The sequence below is a fragment of the Streptomyces sp. NBC_01171 genome (assembly GCF_045039805.1).
Classification (GTDB): Bacteria; Actinomycetota; Actinomycetes; order Streptomycetales; family Streptomycetaceae; genus Streptomyces.
In genome coordinates, this window is sequence record NZ_CP108609.1 from 5525754 (window position 1) to 5545220 (window position 19467).

General features: G+C 72.9%; 18 protein-coding genes. 17 read left to right on the forward strand and 1 reads right to left on the reverse strand.

Annotated features, from left to right (window positions below; genetic code table 11):
- Window positions 1-68: 68 nt before the first annotated feature.
- From OG448_RS25510 to OG448_RS25535, 6 genes are all read left to right on the forward strand, one after another.
- The gene (locus OG448_RS25510) at window positions 69-392 is read left to right on the forward strand and encodes an integration host factor (RefSeq protein WP_030810589.1); all 324 of its coding nucleotides are present in this window, start codon (window positions 69-71) and stop codon (window positions 390-392) included.
- A 60-nt stretch (window positions 393-452) separates the two neighbouring features.
- Window positions 453-1046 carry a guanylate kinase gene (gmk, locus tag OG448_RS25515; protein ID WP_391300060.1) on the forward strand — a complete coding sequence of 198 codons (594 nt, stop codon included), beginning with the start codon at window positions 453-455 and terminating at the stop codon, window positions 1044-1046.
- Between the two features lie 97 nt (window positions 1047-1143).
- On the forward strand, window positions 1144-1416 hold the full coding sequence (rpoZ, locus tag OG448_RS25520; protein WP_391300062.1) for a DNA-directed RNA polymerase subunit omega: 273 nt from the start codon (window positions 1144-1146) through the stop codon (window positions 1414-1416).
- A 123-nt stretch (window positions 1417-1539) separates the two neighbouring features.
- The gene (coaBC, locus tag OG448_RS25525) at window positions 1540-2742 is read left to right on the forward strand and encodes a bifunctional phosphopantothenoylcysteine decarboxylase/phosphopantothenate--cysteine ligase CoaBC (RefSeq protein ID WP_405557162.1); all 1203 of its coding nucleotides are present in this window, start codon (window positions 1540-1542) and stop codon (window positions 2740-2742) included.
- 265 nt (window positions 2743-3007) lie between these two features.
- Window positions 3008-4216 (forward strand): methionine adenosyltransferase, encoded by a 1209-nt coding sequence (gene metK / locus OG448_RS25530; protein WP_405557164.1) that lies wholly within the window; start codon window positions 3008-3010, stop codon window positions 4214-4216.
- A gap of 111 nt (window positions 4217-4327) precedes the next feature.
- Window positions 4328-6475, forward strand: coding sequence for a primosomal protein N' (locus tag OG448_RS25535; RefSeq protein ID WP_405557166.1), 2148 nt, complete (start codon window positions 4328-4330; stop codon window positions 6473-6475).
- Window positions 6476-6663: 188 nt separating this feature from the next.
- Here OG448_RS25535 and OG448_RS25540 read toward each other — a convergent pair whose 3' ends face one another.
- A complete protein-coding gene (locus OG448_RS25540) occupies window positions 6664-7191 on the reverse strand; it encodes a hypothetical protein (protein WP_135788046.1) in 528 nt (175 codons plus the stop codon).
- 371 nt (window positions 7192-7562) lie between these two features.
- Between OG448_RS25540 and fmt the strand changes: the two genes are divergently transcribed.
- The 11 genes from fmt (at window position 7563) to OG448_RS25595 (ending at window position 19466) form a co-directional block, all read left to right on the forward strand.
- Window positions 7563-8495: a methionyl-tRNA formyltransferase gene (fmt, locus tag OG448_RS25545; RefSeq protein WP_391300070.1), complete on the forward strand. Its 933-nt coding sequence runs from the start codon at window positions 7563-7565 to the stop codon at window positions 8493-8495.
- A gap of 80 nt (window positions 8496-8575) precedes the next feature.
- Complete coding sequence (locus OG448_RS25550; RefSeq protein WP_405557169.1) at window positions 8576-9994, forward strand: RsmB/NOP family class I SAM-dependent RNA methyltransferase; 1419 nt, start codon at window positions 8576-8578, stop codon at window positions 9992-9994.
- Window positions 9995-10176: 182 nt separating this feature from the next.
- Window positions 10177-10863: a ribulose-phosphate 3-epimerase gene (gene rpe, locus OG448_RS25555; RefSeq protein WP_405557171.1), complete on the forward strand. Its 687-nt coding sequence runs from the start codon at window positions 10177-10179 to the stop codon at window positions 10861-10863.
- Between the two features lie 90 nt (window positions 10864-10953).
- Entirely contained in the window at window positions 10954-11997 is a 1044-nt protein-coding gene (locus tag OG448_RS25560) for a sugar-binding transcriptional regulator (protein ID WP_030810559.1), read from the forward strand.
- 67 nt (window positions 11998-12064) lie between these two features.
- Window positions 12065-12526 (forward strand): ribonuclease domain-containing protein, encoded by a 462-nt coding sequence (locus OG448_RS25565; protein WP_405557172.1) that lies wholly within the window; start codon window positions 12065-12067, stop codon window positions 12524-12526.
- Window positions 12523-12858 carry a barstar family protein gene (locus OG448_RS25570; RefSeq protein WP_405557174.1) on the forward strand — a complete coding sequence of 112 codons (336 nt, stop codon included), beginning with the start codon at window positions 12523-12525 and terminating at the stop codon, window positions 12856-12858. Before OG448_RS25565 ends, OG448_RS25570 begins: the two co-directional genes overlap by 4 nt.
- 126 nt (window positions 12859-12984) lie before the next feature.
- Window positions 12985-14427 carry a GuaB1 family IMP dehydrogenase-related protein gene (locus tag OG448_RS25575; protein ID WP_405557176.1) on the forward strand — a complete coding sequence of 481 codons (1443 nt, stop codon included), beginning with the start codon at window positions 12985-12987 and terminating at the stop codon, window positions 14425-14427.
- 332 nt (window positions 14428-14759) lie between these two features.
- A complete protein-coding gene (locus tag OG448_RS25580; RefSeq protein WP_405557178.1) occupies window positions 14760-16244 on the forward strand; it encodes an amino acid permease in 1485 nt (494 codons plus the stop codon).
- Window positions 16245-16274: 30 nt separating this feature from the next.
- Window positions 16275-16727, forward strand: a complete 453-nt coding sequence (locus OG448_RS25585) for an Lrp/AsnC family transcriptional regulator (protein WP_405557179.1) — start codon at window positions 16275-16277, stop codon at window positions 16725-16727.
- A gap of 107 nt (window positions 16728-16834) precedes the next feature.
- Entirely contained in the window at window positions 16835-19039 is a 2205-nt protein-coding gene (locus tag OG448_RS25590; protein WP_405557181.1) for a nitrate- and nitrite sensing domain-containing protein, read from the forward strand.
- Complete coding sequence (locus tag OG448_RS25595; protein ID WP_405557183.1) at window positions 19029-19466, forward strand: roadblock/LC7 domain-containing protein; 438 nt, start codon at window positions 19029-19031, stop codon at window positions 19464-19466. Before OG448_RS25590 ends, OG448_RS25595 begins: the two co-directional genes overlap by 11 nt.
- Window position 19467 lies beyond the last annotated feature (1 nt).

A 19467-nucleotide genomic window follows, 5' to 3' on the forward strand; every position in this document is an offset into this window, starting at 1 on the left:
CAGGTGTGGGGCGACTAGGTTCCTCACCGGTCCGTATCCGACAGTTCGACATCCGAGGTGACGTAGGCGTGGCTCTTCCGCCCCTTACCCCTGAACAGCGCGCAGCCGCGCTCGAAAAGGCCGCCGCGGCTCGCCGGGAGCGGGCCGAGGTCAAGAATCGACTCAAGCACTCCGGCGCCTCGCTGCACGAGGTCATCAAGCAGGGCCAGGAGAACGAGGTCATCGGCAAGATGAAGGTCTCGGCCCTGCTGGAGTCCCTGCCGGGCGTGGGCAAGGTCCGCGCCAAGCAGATCATGGAGCGTCTGGGCATCTCCGAGAGCCGCCGTGTCCGCGGCCTCGGTTCCAACCAGATCGCTTCCCTGGAGCGTGAGTTCGGCAGCACCGGCTCCTGAGTCCGGGCGCTGCCCGGACCGGAGTCCCGGGCACTCCGGGATTGCTGGAATAATCGCTGCATGGCTGGAACATTCCGGGGGACGTCCCCCGTACCCCCGGACGCACGTCCGCGGCTGACCGTGCTCTCCGGCCCCTCCGGGGTCGGCAAGAGCACGGTCGTCGCCCATATGCGCAAAGAACACTCCGACGTCTGGCTGTCGGTGTCCGCGACCACCCGCAAGCCGCGCCCCGGCGAGCAGCACGGCGTCCACTACTTCTTCGTCAGCGACGAGGAGATGGACAAGCTGATCGCCAACGGTGAGCTGCTGGAGTGGGCCGAGTTCGCCGGCAACCGCTACGGCACGCCCCGCGCGGCCGTGCTGGAGCGGCTGGAGAAGGGCGAGCCGGTGCTGCTGGAGATCGACCTCCAGGGTGCCCGGCAGGTCCGCGAGTCGATGTCCGACGCCCAACTGGTCTTCCTCGCCCCGCCCTCCTGGGAGGAGCTGGTGCGCAGGCTCACCGGCCGCGGCACCGAGCCGCCGGAGGTCATCGAGCGCCGGCTGGAGGCGGCCCGGACGGAACTGGCCGCCGAGCCCGAGTTCGACGTCACCCTGGTCAACACCTCCGTCGAGGACGTGGCCGCGGAGCTGCTAGCCTTGATGGACGTTGTGTGATCGTGACCGCCGTCCGTCCATCGGTACGACCCGGTCACCGCGTCTCGTCCTGAGACGCGCACCGACTGAATCTTTCCCACCCATCGGAAGGCAGAGCGTGTCCTCTCCCATCACCGCGCCCGAGGGCATCATCAACCCTCCGATCGACGAGCTCCTCGAGGCCACCGACTCGAAGTACAGCCTGGTGATCTACGCGGCCAAGCGTGCCCGTCAGATCAACGCGTACTACTCGCAGCTCGGTGAGGGCCTCCTCGAGTACGTCGGTCCGCTCGTCGACACCCACGTCCACGAGAAGCCGCTGTCGATCGCGCTGCGCGAGATCAACGCCGGTCTGCTGACCTCCGAGGCCATCGAGGGCCCGGTCCAGTAATTCCCGCCGCTCGCGGTCGTACTTTCAGATCGCGGTCGACTTATCCACAGGCCCGGCAGTCATGCTGTCGGGCCTGTGGTGTGTCATGGGTGTCAAAGGTTCCGAGAAGTCCGGGGAGAGACGGTGGACAAGCCGAAGGTCGTGCTGGGCGTCAGCGGCGGCATCGCCGCGTACAAGTCCTGTGAGCTGCTCAGACGGTTCACCGAGTCGGGGCACGACGTGCGGGTGGTGCCGACCGCCTCCGCGCTGCACTTCGTCGGCGCCGCCACGTGGTCCGCGCTGTCGGGCAACCCGGTCTCCACCGAGGTCTGGGACAGCGTCCACGAGGTCCCGCACGTCCGCATCGGGCAGCACGCCGACCTCGTGGTCGTCGCGCCCGCCACCGCCGACATGCTCGCCAAGGCCGCGCACGGCCTCGCCGACGACCTGCTCACCAACACCCTGCTCACCGCGCGCTGTCCGGTGGTCTTCGCCCCGGCGATGCACACCGAGATGTGGGAGCACCCGGCCACCCAGGAGAACGTGGCCACCCTGCGTCGCCGGGGCGCCGTCGTCATCGAGCCCGCCGTCGGCCGCCTCACCGGTGTCGACACCGGCAAGGGCCGGCTGCCCGACCCGGCCGAGATCTTCGAGGTGTGCCGCCGGGTGCTGGCGCGGGGCGTGAGCGAGCCCGACCTCGCGGGCCGCCATGTGGTGGTCTCGGCGGGCGGTACCCGTGAGCCGCTCGACCCGGTGCGCTTCCTCGGCAACCGCTCCTCCGGCAAGCAGGGATACGCCCTCGCGCGGACCGCCGCCGCGCGGGGAGCCCGGGTGACCTTGGTCTCGGCCAACGCCGGGCTGCCCGACCCGGCGGGCGTGGACATCGTGCACGTCGGCACCGCCGTCCAGCTCCGCGAGGCGGTGCTCAAGGCCGCGGCCGACGCCGACGCCGTGGTCATGGCCGCCGCCGTCGCCGACTTCCGCCCGGCGGTCTACGCGAGCGGGAAGATCAAGAAGAAGGACGGCCAGGAGCCCGAGCCGGTCGCCCTGGTGCGCAACCCCGACGTGCTCGCCGAGGTCTCCGCCGAGCGCACCCGCCCCGGCCAGGTCGTCGTCGGCTTCGCCGCCGAGACCGACGACGTGCTCGCCAACGGCCGGGCCAAGCTGGCCCGCAAGGGCTGCGACCTGCTGGTGGTGAACGAGGTGGGGGAGCGCCGGACCTTCGGCTCGGAGGAGAACGAGGCGGTCGTCCTCGGCGCCGACGGCACCGAGACGGCCGTACCGCACGGGCCGAAGGAGGCCCTCGCGGACACCGTCTGGGACCTGGTGGCGGCCCGCCTGGGCTGAGGTGGGCTGGGCCGTTCGGGACGGTCGGGTTTCGGCCACCCGGAGTCTTTTTTTCACACCGGGATGGCGCGTGGCGGATCTGGTCAACGCCGCGCACCAGCGGGCAGAATGCCTGTGCCGCAGGTCACAGCGTTCTCGCTGGGCGAGAACGGGTGGCCCTGCGGCCAGGTGCGACCGATAAACTGTTCACGGACGACGTTGGGCGCAGCTCCCGACGTGGTCCTTCAATGATCAGCCAGCAGCCGCTGCAACCCCAGGGAGCGTTGTGTCCCGTCGCCTGTTCACCTCGGAGTCCGTGACCGAAGGTCACCCCGACAAGATCGCTGACCAGATCAGCGACACCATTCTCGACGCGCTGCTCCGCGAGGACCCCTCGTCCCGCGTCGCCGTCGAGACGCTGATCACCACCGGCCTGGTGCACGTGGCCGGCGAGGTCACGACCAAGGCTTACGCGCCCATCGCCCAGTTGGTGCGCGAGAAGATCCTCGAGATCGGCTACGACTCCTCCAAGAAGGGCTTCGACGGCGCCTCCTGTGGCGTCTCGGTGTCCATCGGCGCGCAGTCCCCGGACATCGCGCAGGGCGTCGACACGGCGTACGAGTCCCGTGTCGAGGGCGACGAGGACGAACTGGACAAGCAGGGTGCGGGCGACCAGGGCCTGATGTTCGGCTACGCCTCGGACGAGACGCCGACGCTGATGCCGCTGCCGATCTTCCTGGCGCACCGCCTGTCCAAGCGCCTCTCCGAGGTCCGCAAGAACGGCACCATCCCCTACCTGCGCCCCGACGGCAAGACCCAGGTCACCATCGAGTACGACGGCGACAAGGCCGTCCGTCTCGACACCGTCGTGGTGTCCAGCCAGCACGCCTCCGACATCGACCTCGAGTCGCTGCTCGCGCCCGACATCCGTGAGTTCGTGGTCGAGCCCGAGCTGAAGGCCCTGCTGGACGAGGGCATCAAGATCGACACCGAGGGCTACCGCCTGCTGGTCAACCCGACCGGCCGCTTCGAGATCGGCGGCCCGATGGGCGACGCCGGCCTCACCGGCCGCAAGATCATCATCGACACCTACGGCGGCTTCGCCCGCCACGGTGGCGGCGCCTTCTCGGGCAAGGACCCGTCCAAGGTGGACCGCTCGGCCGCGTACGCGATGCGCTGGGTCGCCAAGAACGTCGTGGCCGCGGGCCTCGCCGCGCGCTGCGAGGTCCAGGTCGCCTACGCGATCGGCAAGGCCGAGCCGGTCGGTCTCTTCGTGGAGACCTTCGGCACCGCCAAGATCGAGCCGGAGAAGATCGAGAAGGCCATCGACGAGGTCTTCGACCTCCGCCCGGCCGCGATCATCCGCGACCTCGACCTGCTGCGCCCGATCTACGCCCAGACGGCGGCCTACGGCCACTTCGGCCGCGAGATCCCCGACTTCACCTGGGAGCGCACCGACCGCGTCGACGCCCTGCGCAAGGCCGCCGGCGTCTGATCCGCACCACGTGAACCGGGGCCCGGCCTCCCTTCGGGGACGCCGGGCCCCGGCGTGCTCCGGACGCCTCGGCGGACGGTGCTGTCAGTGGGATTTGGTAAGAATGCAAGCGTGAGCAGCGACAACGGGCCGGGGGACGGCGCGGCCGAGGGGCCGCCGCCGGAGCAGCTCGCGCTCATCCGGGAGAGCGTGCGCGGCGCCGACGTACCGCGCGCCAAGCCGCGCACCTGGCGGGGGGCCGCCCTCGCCAAGGACCGGCCGGTCGCCCGGGTGCTCGTCGACAAGGGCGTCCTCCATCTCGACCGGTACTTCGACTACGCCGTGCCCGAGGAACTCGACGCCGACGCCCAGCCCGGCGTCCGGGTCCGGGTGCGGTTCGGCGCCGGGCGGCACCGGGTGCGGGACGGGCGGCGCGAGGGCGGCGGCCTCATCGACGGCTACCTGATCGAGCGCCGGGACGAGTCCGACTACGCGGGACCGCTCGCCGCCCTCGCCCAGGTCGTCTCCCCGGAACCGGTGCTCGGCGAGGAACTCCTCGGGCTCGCCCGCGCCGTCGCCGACCGGTACGCGGGCAGCCTCGCCGACGTGCTGCAACTGGCCGTGCCGCCGCGCAGCGCCCGCGCCGAGCGCCGCGCCTCCCCGGAGCCCCTCCCCGCGCCCCCCGTCCCGGACGCGGGCACCTGGGCCCGCTACGAGCACGGCCCCGCCTTCCTCGACGCCCTGGCGTCCGGCGGTTCGCCCCGAGCGGTGTGGAACGCGCTGCCGGGACCCGAATGGAGCGAGGAGATCGCCCGTGCCGTCGCCGCCACCCTCGCCTCGGGACGCGGCGCGCTGGTCGTCGTCCCCGACGGGCGGACCGCCGCGCGGGTCGACGCCGCGCTGACCGGGCTGCTCGGCAAGGGCCGCCACGCGCTGCTCACCGCCGACGCCGGACCCGAGAAGCGGTACGCGCAGTGGCTCGCGGTCCGGCGCGGCTCCGTACGGGCCGTCGTCGGCACCCGCGCCGCCATGTTCGCCCCCGTACGCGACCTCGGGCTCGTGGCCATCTGGGACGACGGCGACGACAGCCACAGCGAACAGCACGCGCCCCAGCCGCACGCCCGCGACGTCCTGCTGCTGCGCGCCTCGCTCGACAAGTGCGCCTTCCTGGTGGGCAGTTGGAGCTGCACGGTAGAGGCCGCGCAGCTCGTCGAGAGCGGCTGGGCGCGGCCCCTGACCGCCGGACGGGACCAGGTCCGCCGCACCGCCCCGCTGGTTCGGACCGTCGGGGACACCGACCTCGCCCGTGACGAGGCCGCCCGCGCCGCCCGGCTGCCCAGCCTCGCCTGGCAGGCCGTCCGCGAGGGGCTCAAGAGCGGCCCGGTGCTGGTGCAGGTGCCCCGGCGCGGGTACGTGCCCCGCCTGGCCTGCGCCCAGTGCCGGGCGCCCGCGCGGTGCGCGCACTGCGCCGGGCCGCTCCAGGCGCAGGACTCCGGGGCGCTGCACTGCGAGTGGTGCGGGCGGCAGGAGCACTCCTGGCACTGCCCCGAGTGCGGCGGCTTCCGGCTGCGGGCCCAGGTCGTCGGCGCGCGCCGTACCGCCGAGGAGTTGGGGCGCGCCTTCCCCGCCGTGCCGGTACGCACCTCCGGGCGTGAGCACGTGCTGGACACCGTGCCGGACGCGCCCGCGCTGGTCGTCAGCACCCCGGGCGCCGAGCCGGTCGCCGAGGGCGGATACGCGGCCGCGCTGCTGCTCGACGGCTGGGCCATGCTCGGCCGGCCGGACCTGCGCTCCGGCGAGGACGCGCTGCGCCGCTGGATCGGCGCGGCCGCGCTGGTCCGGCCGCAGGGGGACGGCGGGACCGTGGTGGTCGTGGCCGAACCGACCCTGCGGCCCGTGCAGGCGCTGGTCCGCTGGGACCCCGTCGGGTTCGCGGTCCGAGAGCTGGCCGAGCGGGCCGAGCTGGGCTTCCCGCCGGTGTCCCGGATGGCCGCGGTGTCCGGGACACCCGAGGCGGTCGCCGAGTTCCTCGCGGCCGTCGAGTCGCCCCCGGACGCCGAGGTACTGGGTCCGGTGCCACTGCCCCCGACCCTGCCCGGCCGCCCGCGCCGCCCCGGCGCGCCCCCGCCGGGGGAGCACTGGGAACGTGCCCTGATCCGGGTCCCGCCCGGCAGGGGCTCCGCCCTGGCCGCCGCCCTGAAGACGGCCCAAGCGGCGCGGATGGCACGCGGCAGCGGGGAGCCGGTACGGGTGCGGATCGATCCGCCGGACATCGGCTGAGCGCTCGCGGGCGGAGGGAACGGGCGTCGGCCGGAGCCGGCTTTGGTTCGGGGCTCGGTGGCACGCCTTCCGGGGAGCCGGGGAGCGTGGCGCGCGGGCCGACTGCCGGGCCTTGGCTGCGGCTGCCGGGGCCCGGGCACACGAACGCCCTCCCGGTCGGTTGCCGGGAGGGCGCGGGTTGCGCAGGGTCAGCCGCTGCGGGGGCCTGGGAAGGCGGGGGGCCTCGGGTCGTCGCGGAGGGTGGGGCTGCCCGAGGTCGGCTGGGTCGGCATGGAGCGGGCGGCGGGGACGGTCGGCATACCGGTGTTGATGGTGCGGGTGCCCGAGGGCTCGCCGGCCCGCTCGGCCTCGGCCGCGGCCTGGGCGGCGGCCCGGCGGGCGCCGTAACGGCGGTGCACGGCCTGCTTGGTGACGCCGAGCGCGGAGCCCACCGCGTCCCACGAGAAGCCGAGCGAGCGGTCGAAGTCCACGGCCGCCGTCACCAGGGTCTCGACGCTGTCCCGGAGTTCCTGGGCGAGGCGGACCGTCGGGGCCGGGGCGCGTCCGTAGACGACGAAGCCGGTGGACGGGCCGGAGCGGCGTGGACGGTAGACGTTGCCGAGCTGGGCGGTGAGGGTGCGCAGCGCGTCCACCTGCCGGCGGACCCGCTCGATGTCGCGCACCAGCAAGTGCAGGCTGGCACGGGCCTGGGCGTCGTGGGTTGCGTGGTCGGCCATGAACAAGCCTCTCGAACCGGCGTTGAAAGGAAGTGGGCGGCCGAAGCGGCCCGAGGTGGTCAACTCTCTCTTGACCAACGCGTGGACGCTCCGCTGGTCACGGGGTGGGGGCGTGCGGGGTGTGTTTGTACGCCGGGGTCTCCCACTCGCGCACCACCCGTTCGCTGTTGGCTGGACTGCTGACAACATGTCGGGGCCGATCGCCGGCGGCGGCCTCGGCCGGGTGGGCGGCCGGGGCGTCGGCGCCTGCGGCGGCCGGGCGTCCGCAGGCATCCCCCCCCGGCATCCGCAGGCAGGCAACCCGGCATCCGCGGAGAGTCATAGACTGGTCCGCTGCCGTCCGCCGTCGTTCGAGAGGCTCGTTCCTGACCATGAAGCTCGTCTTCGCCGGTACCCCCGAGGTCGCCGTTCCCGCTCTGGACGCTCTGATCGCCTCCGGGCGGCACGAGGTGGCGGCCGTCGTGACGCGGCCCGACGCGCCCGCCGGGCGGGGCCGCAGGCTGGTCGCCTCGCCCGTGGCCGAGCGGGCGGAGGAAGCCGGGATCGAGGTGCTGAAGCCGGCCAGCCCGCGCGACCCGGCGTTCCTGGAGCGGCTGAAGGAGATCGGCCCGGACTGCTGCCCGGTCGTCGCCTACGGCGCCCTGCTGCCCCGCGTCGCCCTCGACATCCCCGCCCACGGCTGGGTCAACCTGCACTTCTCGCTGCTGCCCGCCTGGCGCGGTGCCGCCCCCGTGCAGCACTCGATCATGTCGGGCGACGAGATCACCGGCGCCTCCACGTTCCTCATCGAGGAGGGCCTGGACTCCGGCCCGGTCTACGGCACCGTCACCGAGGAGATCCGCCCCACCGACACCAGCGGCGACCTGCTCACCCGGCTCGCCTTCGCCGGTTCCGGGCTGCTCGCGGCCACCATGGACGGCATCGCGGACGGCACCCTGAAGGCCGTACCGCAGCCCGCCGAGGGCATCACGCTCGCGCCGAAGATCACGGTCGAGGACGCCAAGGTCGACTGGGCGGCGCCCGCGCTGCGCGTCGACCGGGTGGTGCGCGGCTGCACGCCCGCCCCCGGCGCGTGGACCGTGTTCCGGGGTGAGCGGCTCAAGCTCGTGCAGGTCAGGCCGGTGCCCGAGCGGACCGACCTCGCGCCGGGCCGGCTCGCCGTCGGGAAGAACAGCGTGCATGTGGGCACCGGCTCGTACGCCGTCGAGCTGCTCTGGGTGCAGGCCCAGGGCAAGAAGCCGATGCGGGCCGCCGACTGGGCGCGCGGGGCGCGGATCGCCGAGGGCGAGTCGCTCGGCGGCTGACACCCCGCGAGTGGGGGGTGACGGTCCGCCGACGTACGCTGGTGACCGCACCCCCTGAGCACATCCGGAGCACCTTTCTCGTGAGCGAGCAGTCCCGTCGGCCGCACCGGCCCGCCAAGCCCTACCGGCGCCCCCAGAAGGACCCCGTCCGCGTCCTCGCCTTCGACGCGCTGCGCGCGGTGGACGAGCGGGACGCCTACGCCAACCTCGTGCTGCCCCCGCTGCTGCGCAAGGCGCGGGAGAACGGCGACTTCGACGCGCGGGATGCCGCCCTCGCCACCGAGCTGGTCTACGGCACGCTGCGCCGCCAGGGCACCTACGACGCGATCATCGCCGAGTGCGTGGACCGGCCGCTGCGCGAGGTGGACCCGCCGGTGCTCGACGTACTGGGCCTCGGCGCGCACCAGTTGCTCGGGACGCGCATCCCCACCCACGCCGCCGTCTCGGCCTCGGTCGAGTTGGCGCGGGTGGTGCTCGGTGACGGGCGGGCCAAGTTCGTCAACGCCGTGCTGCGCAAGATCGCCCAGCACGACCTGGACGGCTGGCTGGAGCGGGTCGCGCCGCCCTACGACGAGGACCCCGAGGACCATCTCGCCGTCGTCCACTCCCACCCCCGCTGGGTCGTCTCCGCGCTGTGGGACTCCTTGGGCGGCGGCCGCGCCGGTATCGAGGAACTCCTCGCGGCGGACAACGAGCGTCCCGAGGTCACCCTCGTCGCGCGGCCCGGCCGCTCCACCACCGAGGAACTGCTGACCGAGGACGCGGCCGTGGCCGGCGACTGGTCCCCGTACGCGGTACGGCTCACCGAGGGCGGCGAGCCGGGCGCGGTGGAGGCCGTGCGCGAGGGGCGGGCCGGTGTGCAGGACGAGGGCAGCCAGCTCGTCGCCCTGGCCCTCGCCAACGCGCCTCTGGACGGCCCCGACGAGATGTGGCTCGACGGCTGCGCGGGTCCCGGCGGCAAGGCCGCGCTGCTGGCCGCGCTGGCCGCCGAGCGCGGTGCCACGCTGGTCGCCTCCGAGAAGCAGCCGCACCGCGCGGGCCTGGTGGCCAAGGCGCTGGCCGGCAACCCCGGCCCGTACCAGGTGATCACCGCCGACGGCACCCGTCCGCCGTGGCGCTCCGGCACCTTCGACCGCGTCCTGATGGACGTCCCCTGCACCGGCCTCGGGGCCCTCCGCCGCCGCCCCGAGGCCCGCTGGCGCCGCCGCCCCGAGGACCTCGAGAACTTCGCCCCGGTCCAGCGGGCCCTCCTCCGCACCGCCCTGGACTCCGTCCGCGTCGGCGGAGTCGTCGGCTACGCCACCTGCTCCCCGCACCTCGCGGAAACCCGCGCGGTAGTGGCCGACCTCCTCAAGCAGCACCCCGACACCGAACTGATCGACGCCCGCCCCCTGCTCCCCGGCGTCCCGGACCTCGGCGAGGGCCCCGACATCCAACTCTGGCCCCATATCCACGGCACGGACGCGATGTACCTGGCCCTGATCCGCCGCACGGCGTGAGCGAGGCTTTTCCGCCGGCCCGACCCTGATCCCGAGCGGCTTGGAACCCCGCCGGGGCCAGCCGCCCCAGGGGCACGGGGAACTGCGCGAACAACCCCCACCGGGCCGGCACCCGGCCGACAACCCCCACCACCCCGAGCCTGACTCCGCACCCCCCGGAGGGGCATGGCAGGCTTGGCCCCATGGCCGCGCAGATCAACCCCAGCATCCTGTCCGCAGACTTCGCCCGCCTCGCCGACGAGGCGAAGGCGGTCGAGGGCGCCGACTGGCTCCACGTCGACGTCATGGACAACCACTTCGTCCCGAACCTCACGCTCGGCACCCCCGTCGTGGAGTCCCTGGCCCGCGCCACGGACATCCCGCTGGACTGCCACCTGATGATCGAGGACCCCGACCGCTGGGCCCCGCAGTACGTCGAGGCGGGCGCCTCCTCGGTGACCTTCCACGTGGAGGCGGCACACGCCCCGATCCGGCTCGCCCGCGAGATCCGCGCGAAGGGCGCCCGCGCCGCCATGGCCCTCAAGCCCGCGACGCCGATCGAGTCGTACGAGGACATGCTCCCCGAGCTGGACATGCTGCTGATCATGACGGTCGAGCCGGGCTTCGGCGGGCAGGCGTTCCTCGACGTCACGCTGCCCAAGATCCGCCGTACCCGCGACCTGATCGCCAAGCACGGTCTCCAGATGTGGCTCCAGGTCGACGGCGGTGTCTCGGCCGAGACGATCGAGCGCTGTGCCGAGGCGGGGGCGGACGTGTTCGTCGCCGGATCGGCCGTGTACGGCGCCCAGGACCCGGCCGAGGCGGTCCGTGTGCTGCGCGCGCAGGCGGATCGGGCGATCGCCGATTCGTCCTGGGCGTGCGGCCACTGAGTCACGCGTAGATGAACGGTTGAGAGAAGGCCGCCCATCAGGGCGGATTCACGGCGCCGGATCTGCGAGGATGAACGGCGAATCCAGAGTGTGAACAGCAGTGAGGAGAGCGCCGTGTCGGGTATGTCGGCGGGCCGGTCAGCCATGCGGATGGGACCCGCTGAGCTGGTGCAGGCGGCGGCCATGGCCCGCCGCTTCTACCTGGAGGGCAAGTCCAAGATCCAGATCGCCGAGGAGTTCGGCGTCAGCCGCTTCAAGGTGGCCCGGGTCCTGGAGACCGCCCTCGAACGGGATCTCGTCCGCATCGAGATCCGCGTCCCGGCCGAGCTGGACGCCGAGCGCTCGGACGCGCTCCGCGCCCGGTACGGTCTCAGACACGCCGTCGTGGTCGAGTCCCCGGCCGACGCCGAGGAGACCCCCGATCCGGAGAACCTGGGCGAGGTCGCCGCCGACCTGCTCGGTGAACTCGTCGACGAGGGCGACGTCCTCGGGCTCGCCTGGGGCCGCTCCACCATTCACATGGCGGCCGCGCTCGACCGCCTGCCGCCGTGCACGGTGGTGCAGTTGACGGGCGTGTACGACGCCGGGACCGCCGAGCGCGGCTCGGTGGAGGCCGTCCGCCGCGCCGCCCAGGTGTCCGGCGGGGACGCCCACCCCATCTACGCGCCGATGCTGCTCCCGGACGAGGCGACCGCCGCCGCCCTGCGCAACCAGACCGGGATCGCCCGCGCCTTCGAGTACTTCGACAAGGTCACGGTCGCCTGCGTCTCCATCGGCTCCTGGGAACCGGGCATCTCCACGGTGCACGACATGCTCAGCGACGAGGAGCGCGCGCACTACGCCTCGCTCGGTGTCGCCGCCGAGATGTCCGCGCACCTCTTCGATGCCGACGGGCGCCGGATCGGACGGGACCTGGGGGAGCGGTGCATCACGGTCAAGACCGACCAGTTGCGCCGTATCCCCGAGGTCGTGGCCATCGCGGGCGGGCAGCGCAAGGCCCCGGCGATCGACGCGGTGCTGCGCTCCGGGCTGGTCACCAGCCTGGTGACGGACACCTCGGCCGCGGACTACCTGCTCACCGCGGGCGCCGCGCCCAAGCCCGCGCTCAGCCGCGCCGACCCCGACGGGGTCTGAGGGCCCGGGCGGGCCGGAAACCGGCGGAACGCTGCCACGGCGGGCGGGCCGTGGCAGCATCTGCGGCATGCTGTCGCGGTTCGTCCCCCAGATCCTCAAGAGAAACAGCGGCCGAGCGCGTCTGCTCGCCGGTGTGCTGGCCGTCCTCGGTGTCCTGCTGGCCGGCTGCGCCGGTCCGGACACGGCCACCGAGCCCCCGGCCGCCTCGCAGAAGGCCACTCCCGCCGCCTCGGTCCCGGCCTGGGCCGCGGGCATGGCCACCGTCCCCGAGTCCCGGCTGCCCGCCGAGGCCCGGCGGACCCTCGCCCTCATCGACAAGGGCGGCCCCTATCCGTACGCGCGGGACGGGATCGTCTTCGGGAACTTCGAGAAGCATCTGCCCAGGCACCCGCGCGGTTACTACCACGAGTACACCGTGCCGACCCCCGCATCCAGCAGCCGGGGCGCCCGGCGCATTGTCACCGGTGACGGTGGGGAGTTCTACTACACCGATGATCATTACAACTCGTTCCGGGCGGTGCTGAGATGAGCGAAGACCTTGTCGACCGGTACGCGGTCACCCTCGACCTCAAGGGGGTCCGCGACAAGGCCGGACTGATGGACCGGGTCGCGACCGCGCTGAACCTGCCCGACTGGTTCGGCCGCAACTGGGACGCCCTGCTGGACTCCCTCTCCGACACCACCGTCTGGCCCCCGGCCGCCATAGAGCGCGGGCTGCTGATCGTCGTACGGAACTGGGAGCCGTTCGCCGAGCTGAACGGGCAGGAGTGGCGCATCGCGCGGGACGTGTTCTCCGAGGCGGTCGAGCGCACCTCGTTCCTCGACGTGATGCTCGCCCTTGGAGGAACCTCCGAGCTGTGACCCCGGGTCCCTGGAGGTTCGGTGAGGGCATGGTCAGGGCCCTGGCATGGGACAATGAAGTACGTGCTCTTTCCCCCTGGCGCACCCGTCAGGGGGTCACCTCTGATCGACTGGGATGTGCGGCACGTGCGTTTCCTCAATGACATCCAGCCCGCCTACGACCTGACGTACGACGACGTCTTCATGGTGCCGAGCCGCTCGGCGGTCGGCTCCCGGCAGGCGGTGGACCTCGGCTCTCCCGACGGCACCGGCACCACCATCCCGCTGGTCGTCGCCAACATGACCGCCATCGCGGGACGCCGGATGGCGGAGACGATGGCCCGGCGCGGCGGCCTGGTGGTCATCCCGCAGGACATCCCCATCGACGTCGTCACCGAGGTCGTCTCCTGGGTCAAGAGCCGCCATCTCGTGCTGGACACCCCGATCGTGCTGTCCCCGCACCAGACCGTCGCCGACGCGCTGGCCCTGCTGCCCAAGCGGGCGCACAACGCCGGGGTCGTCGTGGACGCCGACTACCGTCCCGTCGGTGTCGTCACCGACAAGGACCTCAGTGGGGTCGACCGGTTCACCCAGCTCGAAGTGGTCATGTCCCGTGACCTGCTGCTGCTCGACGCCGGTATCGACCCGCGCGAGGCGTTCAACATCCTGGACGCGGCCAACCGCCGCTACGCCCCGGCCGTCGACGCCGAGGGCCGTCTCGCCGGCATCCTCACCCGCAAGGGCGCCCTGCGCGCCACCCTGTACACCCCGGCCGTGGACGCCGACGGCAAGCTGCGCATCGCGGCGGCCGTGGGCATCAACGGCGACGTGGCGGGCAAGGCCAAGCAGCTTCTCGACGCGGGCGTGGACACCCTCGTCATCGACACCGCGCACGGCCACCAGGAGTCGATGATCAGTGCGGTCCGCACCGTGCGCGCCCTCGACCCGCAGGTGCCGATCGTCGCGGGCAACATCGTGTCCGCCGAGGGCGTCCGCGACCTGATCGAGGCGGGCGCCGACATCATCAAGGTCGGCGTCGGACCGGGCGCCATGTGCACCACCCGGATGATGACCGGCGTGGGCCGCCCGCAGTTCTCCGCCGTGCTGGAGTGCGCCGCCGAGGCGAAGAAGCACGGCAAGCACGTGTGGGCCGACGGCGGTGTCCGCCACCCGCGCGACGTGGCCATGGCGCTGGCGGCCGGTGCCTCCAACGTCATGGTCGGCTCCTGGTTCGCCGGCACCTACGAGTCGCCCGGCGACCTCCAGCAGGACGCCAACGGCCGCCTGTACAAGGAGTCGTTCGGCATGGCGTCCGCCCGCGCGGTGCGCAACCGCACCTCCGAGGAGTCGTCGTACGACCGCGCCCGCAAGGGGCTCTTCGAGGAGGGCATCTCCACCTCCCGCATGTTCCTCGACCCGGCCCGGCCGGGCGTGGAGGACCTGGTCGACTCGATCATCGCGGGCGTCCGCTCCTCCTGCACCTACGCCGGTGCCGGTTCGCTGGAGGAGTTCGCCCAGAAGGCCATCGTCGGCATCCAGAGCGCGGCCGGGTACGCCGAGGGCATGCCCCTGCACGCGAGCTGGAGCTGATCACCCGCTCGTTCCCCGTACGGCCCCCGCCCCCCTCTCCGGGAGCGGGGGCCGTCCGTGTCGGGGCCGTCCCGGAGGCTCCTCGGCCGCCCGGACGTCACCTCGCGCAACCATCGATAAGCCCCGCACAACGAACTCGCGCCGGGATGCGATGAACGCAACGATCTTGCGGAGATGCGCAAGGTTGCTGCATTACGCCCGTGAAACCCGAACTCATAGGGTCGGGCGCTGTACACACAGGCGTGGCGGGGACCCCGCTCGGCGGGTCCCGGCTGTCAGGGGTTCCGCCGGTTCCCGTCCTCTTCGACCGGCAGCGACGAAGGAGCCAGCGCGTGCTCGACCAAGGCGCACCCTCGCAGTCCCCACCCACCACCGCCCCGTCCTCCCCGGGCCTCGGCGCGCGCCTCATGCGCCGCAAGCCGGTGGAACGCCTGGTGCAGGAGGGCGGACACGGTGAGGGAGGCTCGCTGCGGCGCTCCCTCGGCCTGTGGCAGCTCACCATGATCAGCATCGGTGCCACGCTCGGCACCGGCATCTTCGTCGTCCTCGGCGAGGCCGTCCCCAAGGCCGGACCCGCGGTCACCCTGTCGTTCGTCGTCGCCGGTCTGACGGCGCTGTTCTCGGCCCTCTCCTACGCGGAGCTGGCCGGCACCATCCCGGTCGCCGGCTCCTCGTACTCGTACGCGTACGCAACGATGGGCGAGCTGATCGCCTGGATCTGCGGCTGGTGCCTGGTCCTGGAGTACGGCGTCTCCGTCGCGGCCGTCGCCGTCGGCTGGGGCGAGTACCTGAACGAGCTGCTCGACGGCACCATCGGCGTCACCATCCCGGACGCGCTCTCCGCGCCGCCCGGTGACGGCGGCATCTTCAACCTGCCCGCGCTGATCGTCGTCCTGCTCGCGATGGCGTTCCTGCTGGGCGGAGCCCGCGAGTCGGCGCGCGCCAACACCATCATGGTGGCCGTGAAGATCGCCGCGCTGGTGCTGTTCTGCGCGATCGGGGTCCAGGGCCTGCGCTCCGGCAACTACGAGCACTTCATGCCGCTCGGCATGGCGGGCGTCAGCGCGGCCGGCGCCACCCTGTTCTTCTCCTACATCGGCTTCGACGCCGCCTCCACCGCCGGCGAGGAGGCCAAGGACCCGCAGCGCGACCTGCCGCGCGCGATCATGCTCTCGCTCGTCATCGTGACCGCGCTGTACGTCCTCGTCGCGGCCGTCGCCGTCGGCGCGAAGCCCTGGCGGCAGTTCGGCGACTCGGAGGCCGCGCTCGCCGAGATCATGAAGGACGTCACCGGGCAGACCTTCTGGGGCACGCTCCTGGCGGCCTGCGCCGTCATCGCGATCGCCAGCGTCGTGCTGACCGTCCTCTACGGCCAGACCCGCATCCTGTTCGCGATGGCCCGCGACGGCCTGGTGCCCAAGGTGTTCGCCCGGGTCCACCCGAAGACCGGCACGCCCCGCGCCAACACGGTCATCGTCTCGCTGTTCTGCGGTGTCCTCGCCGCCGCGATCCCGCTCGGCCAGCTCGCCGACGCCACCAGCATCGGCACGCTGTTCGCCTTCGCGCTGGTCAACGTCGCCGTCGTGGTGCTGCGCCGGACGCGCCCGGCCATGCGCCGCACGTTCCGGGTTCCGTTCGCTCCGGGGATGCCCGCGATCGGCTTCCTGCTGTGCCTGTGGATGATGGCCTCCCTCTCCGCCGTCACCTGGGTGGTCTTCGGAGTCTGGATGGCCGTCGGGCTCGTGTTCTACTTCAGTTACGGCTACCGCCGGTCCCGGATGGCGAACGCGGAACCCGCCGTCGCCGAGCAAGCGTAGAACTCCTCCCAGAAAAGTGAACCACCCGCAGTGCTGAACGATCTCGACGAACGCATCGTGCACGCCCTCGCCGAGGACGCCCGGCGCTCCTACGCGGACATCGGGCAACTGGTCGGCCTGTCCGCGCCGGCCGTGAAGCGGCGGGTCGACCGGCTGCGGGCCACCGGCGCCATCACCGGGTTCACCGTCCGGGTGGACCCGGCGGCGCTCGGCTGGGAGACGGAGGGATTCGTCGAGATCTACTGCCGCAGCAACACCTCGCCGGAGACCATCCTGCGCGGTCTGGAGCGCTACCAGGAGGTGGTGGCCGCCTCCACCGTCACCGGGGACGCGGACGCCATCGCCCAGGTCTTCGCCTCCGACATGCGGCACTTCGAGCGGGTGCTGGAGCGGATCGCCGGGGAGCCCTTCGTGGAGCGCACCAAGTCGGTGCTGGTGCTCTCGCCGCTGCTGCGCCGCTTCTCCTCGGGCGCGCCGGGCTGAGCGGCCTTGCCGGAGGGTCGGGCTACCTACGGTAACCATTGCGCTCCCCGGAGCGATCCCGTAGGTTGTCCGGCACTTTCTACCGACTGGTAACCGGCAGGTGATCCATGCGTTGGCCCCTCTGCCGTCCCCGGACCGTCCGCGCCCGGATCGTTGCCCTGGCCCTGGCCCCGGCTCTCGCCCTGACGGTGCTGTGGAGCTTCGCCATGGTCTCCGTCACCGGCGAATTACGGGCCCTGATCCGGCTCCAGGGGGTCTACGAGGACTACGGCACCCCCGTGGACACCGCGGTCGGACAGATCCAGATCGAGCGCCGCCTGTCCGCGGCCTATCTGGGCGGACCGCGCACGACCGCGCCGGCCGCCGCCCTCCTCGCCCAGCAGCGTCGCACCGACCGCGCGGTCACCGCGATGCGACGGGCCATGGCGAACGGCGACCGGGACCGGCTCACCGCCCGGCAGCGGCGGGCCCTGGACGCCATGGTCACGGCCACCGGGAAACTGGAGGCGCTGCGCCGTGACGTACTGGCGCGGCGGATCGTGTGGGACCGGGCCGTCACCGAGTACAGCGCCCTCGTCGAGCCCGGCTTCGCCGTCCAGTCCGCGCTCACCGCGCTCCAGGCCGGACAGCTCGCCCGCGAGGCGCAGATCCTCGTCGAGCTGGTGCGCGTAAGGGAGTTCGTCTCCAGGGAGGACGCCCTGGTCGCCGGGGCGCGAGCCGCGGACACCCTCACCCCCGCCCAGTACGCCCTGCTGACCGCCACCATCGAGGACCGCCGTGTCTTCGAGCGGACCTACGCGCCCGATCTGCCCGCCGACTCCCGCGCCCTGTACGAGAAGTTCCGCGACGGCGGTCCGCACCGGGCGCTGGAACACGCGGAGGACGCGCTGCTCGCCGCCGGGGCCGACGGCGCGGACGAGGCCGTCGCCGCCGACACCTGGCGGTCGGTCGCGGACCGGGCCGTGCACAGCTACATGCGGATGTGCTCCAGCGCCGCCGAGTACTCCGCCGCACGCGGACGGGCCTTCGCCTACCAGGAGTTGACCAGGGCAGCCGTCGTCGGTGCGATCGGGCTGGCGGCCGCGGCCCTATCCCTGTGGCTGGCGGTACGCGGTGCCCGGCGCGTCTCCCGGCGGCTGGAGAACCTGCGCGACGCGGCCGACCTGCTCAGCACCCGCCAACTCCCGGACGTGATGCGCCGGCTGAGCGCGGGGGAGCGGGTCGACGCGGTCGCCGAGGCCCCGCCACTCACCGCCGGCGAAGCGGGCGACGACGAGATCGGCCAGGTCGGCCGCTCCTTCAACACCGCCCGGCTCGCCGCCGTGGAGGCCGCCGTCCATCAGGCCACCCTGCGCCAGGGCCTGTCGGCGGTCCTGCTCAACATCGCGCGCCGCAACCAGGCACTCGTACACCGGCAGTTGAAGCTCGTCGACACCCTGGAGCGGCGCACCGACGACCCGGACGTGCTGAGCGAGCTGTTCCGGATCGACCACCTCACCACCCGGATGCGCCGCCACGCGGAGAGCCTGATCATCCTCTCCGGCGCCGCACCCGGCCGCCGCTGGCGCGGGCCCGTACCGGTGGCGGACGTGGTCGCCTCGGCGGTGAGCGAGATCGAGGCGTACGCCCGCGTGGTCGTGCCGCCGATGCCGGGTGACGGGATCGCGGCCGACGCCGTCGCCGACGTGGTGCACCTGCTGGCCGAACTCCTGGAGAACGCCACCCTGTTCTCGCCTCCGCACACCGAGGTCACCCTGCGCACCGGGCACGAGGCCGGCCGCCTCGTCCTGCGCGTCGACGACCGGGGACTCGGCCTGGACACCGGACAGCGCGAAGAGGCCGAACGCACCCTGCGCGACCCCGACGCCTTCGACCCCACCCGGCACGACCGGCTCGGCCTGTACGTCGTCGGCCGCCTCGCCGCCCGGCACGGCATCGAGGTGAGCCTCGGGGAGTCCCCCTACGGGGGCACGACCGCCACGGTGCTGCTCCCGGCCGGGGTGCTGGCAACCGTCGAACCCGCTCGGGGCCGCCAGGCCCCCGCACCCGCGAGCCCTCGCAGACCGGCACGCGCGCCGGTACCGGTGTCTCCCGGCACCGCCGCGCTGCCCACCCGCACCCGGCAGGCATCCCTCGCCCCGGAACTCCGCGCCGATGCGCCGCCCGCCGGCGACACCTCGCTCGGCGCGGCCGACCCCGAGGAGATGCGGGCCCTGTTCGCCGCCTTCCAGCGGGGCCTGAGCGACGGCCGCAAGGGCATTCCCGCCGACGTCAACGCCGACGAAGGGACGGACACCGACGATGTACGGTGACGATCTGAACCCGGAGAACCCGGCCGTGCCCGAGGGCGCGCCCGGTACCGACCTGGGCTGGCTGCTCGACGACCTCGTCTCGCGCACCGAACACGTCCGTCAGGCGGTGCTCCTGACCGCCGACGGACTGCCGCTCAGCAGCTCCGACGGCATGCGCCGCCGTGACATCGAGCACCTGTCCGCCGTCTGCTCGGGCCTGCAGGGGCTCGCCGACTCGGCGGGGGAGCGGTTCGCCACCGGTGAGGTCCGGCAGACCATGGTCATGCTGGAGGACGCCTACCTCTTCATCACCCCCGCCGGACACGGCAGCCGGCTCGCCGTGCTCTGCGAGGCCCGCACCGACGTGGGGCAGCTCGCCCACGAGATGGCCCTCCTCGTCCGCCGCCTCGGCCGTCATCTGGACGCCGCGGCCCGCTCGGCGCCGTGAC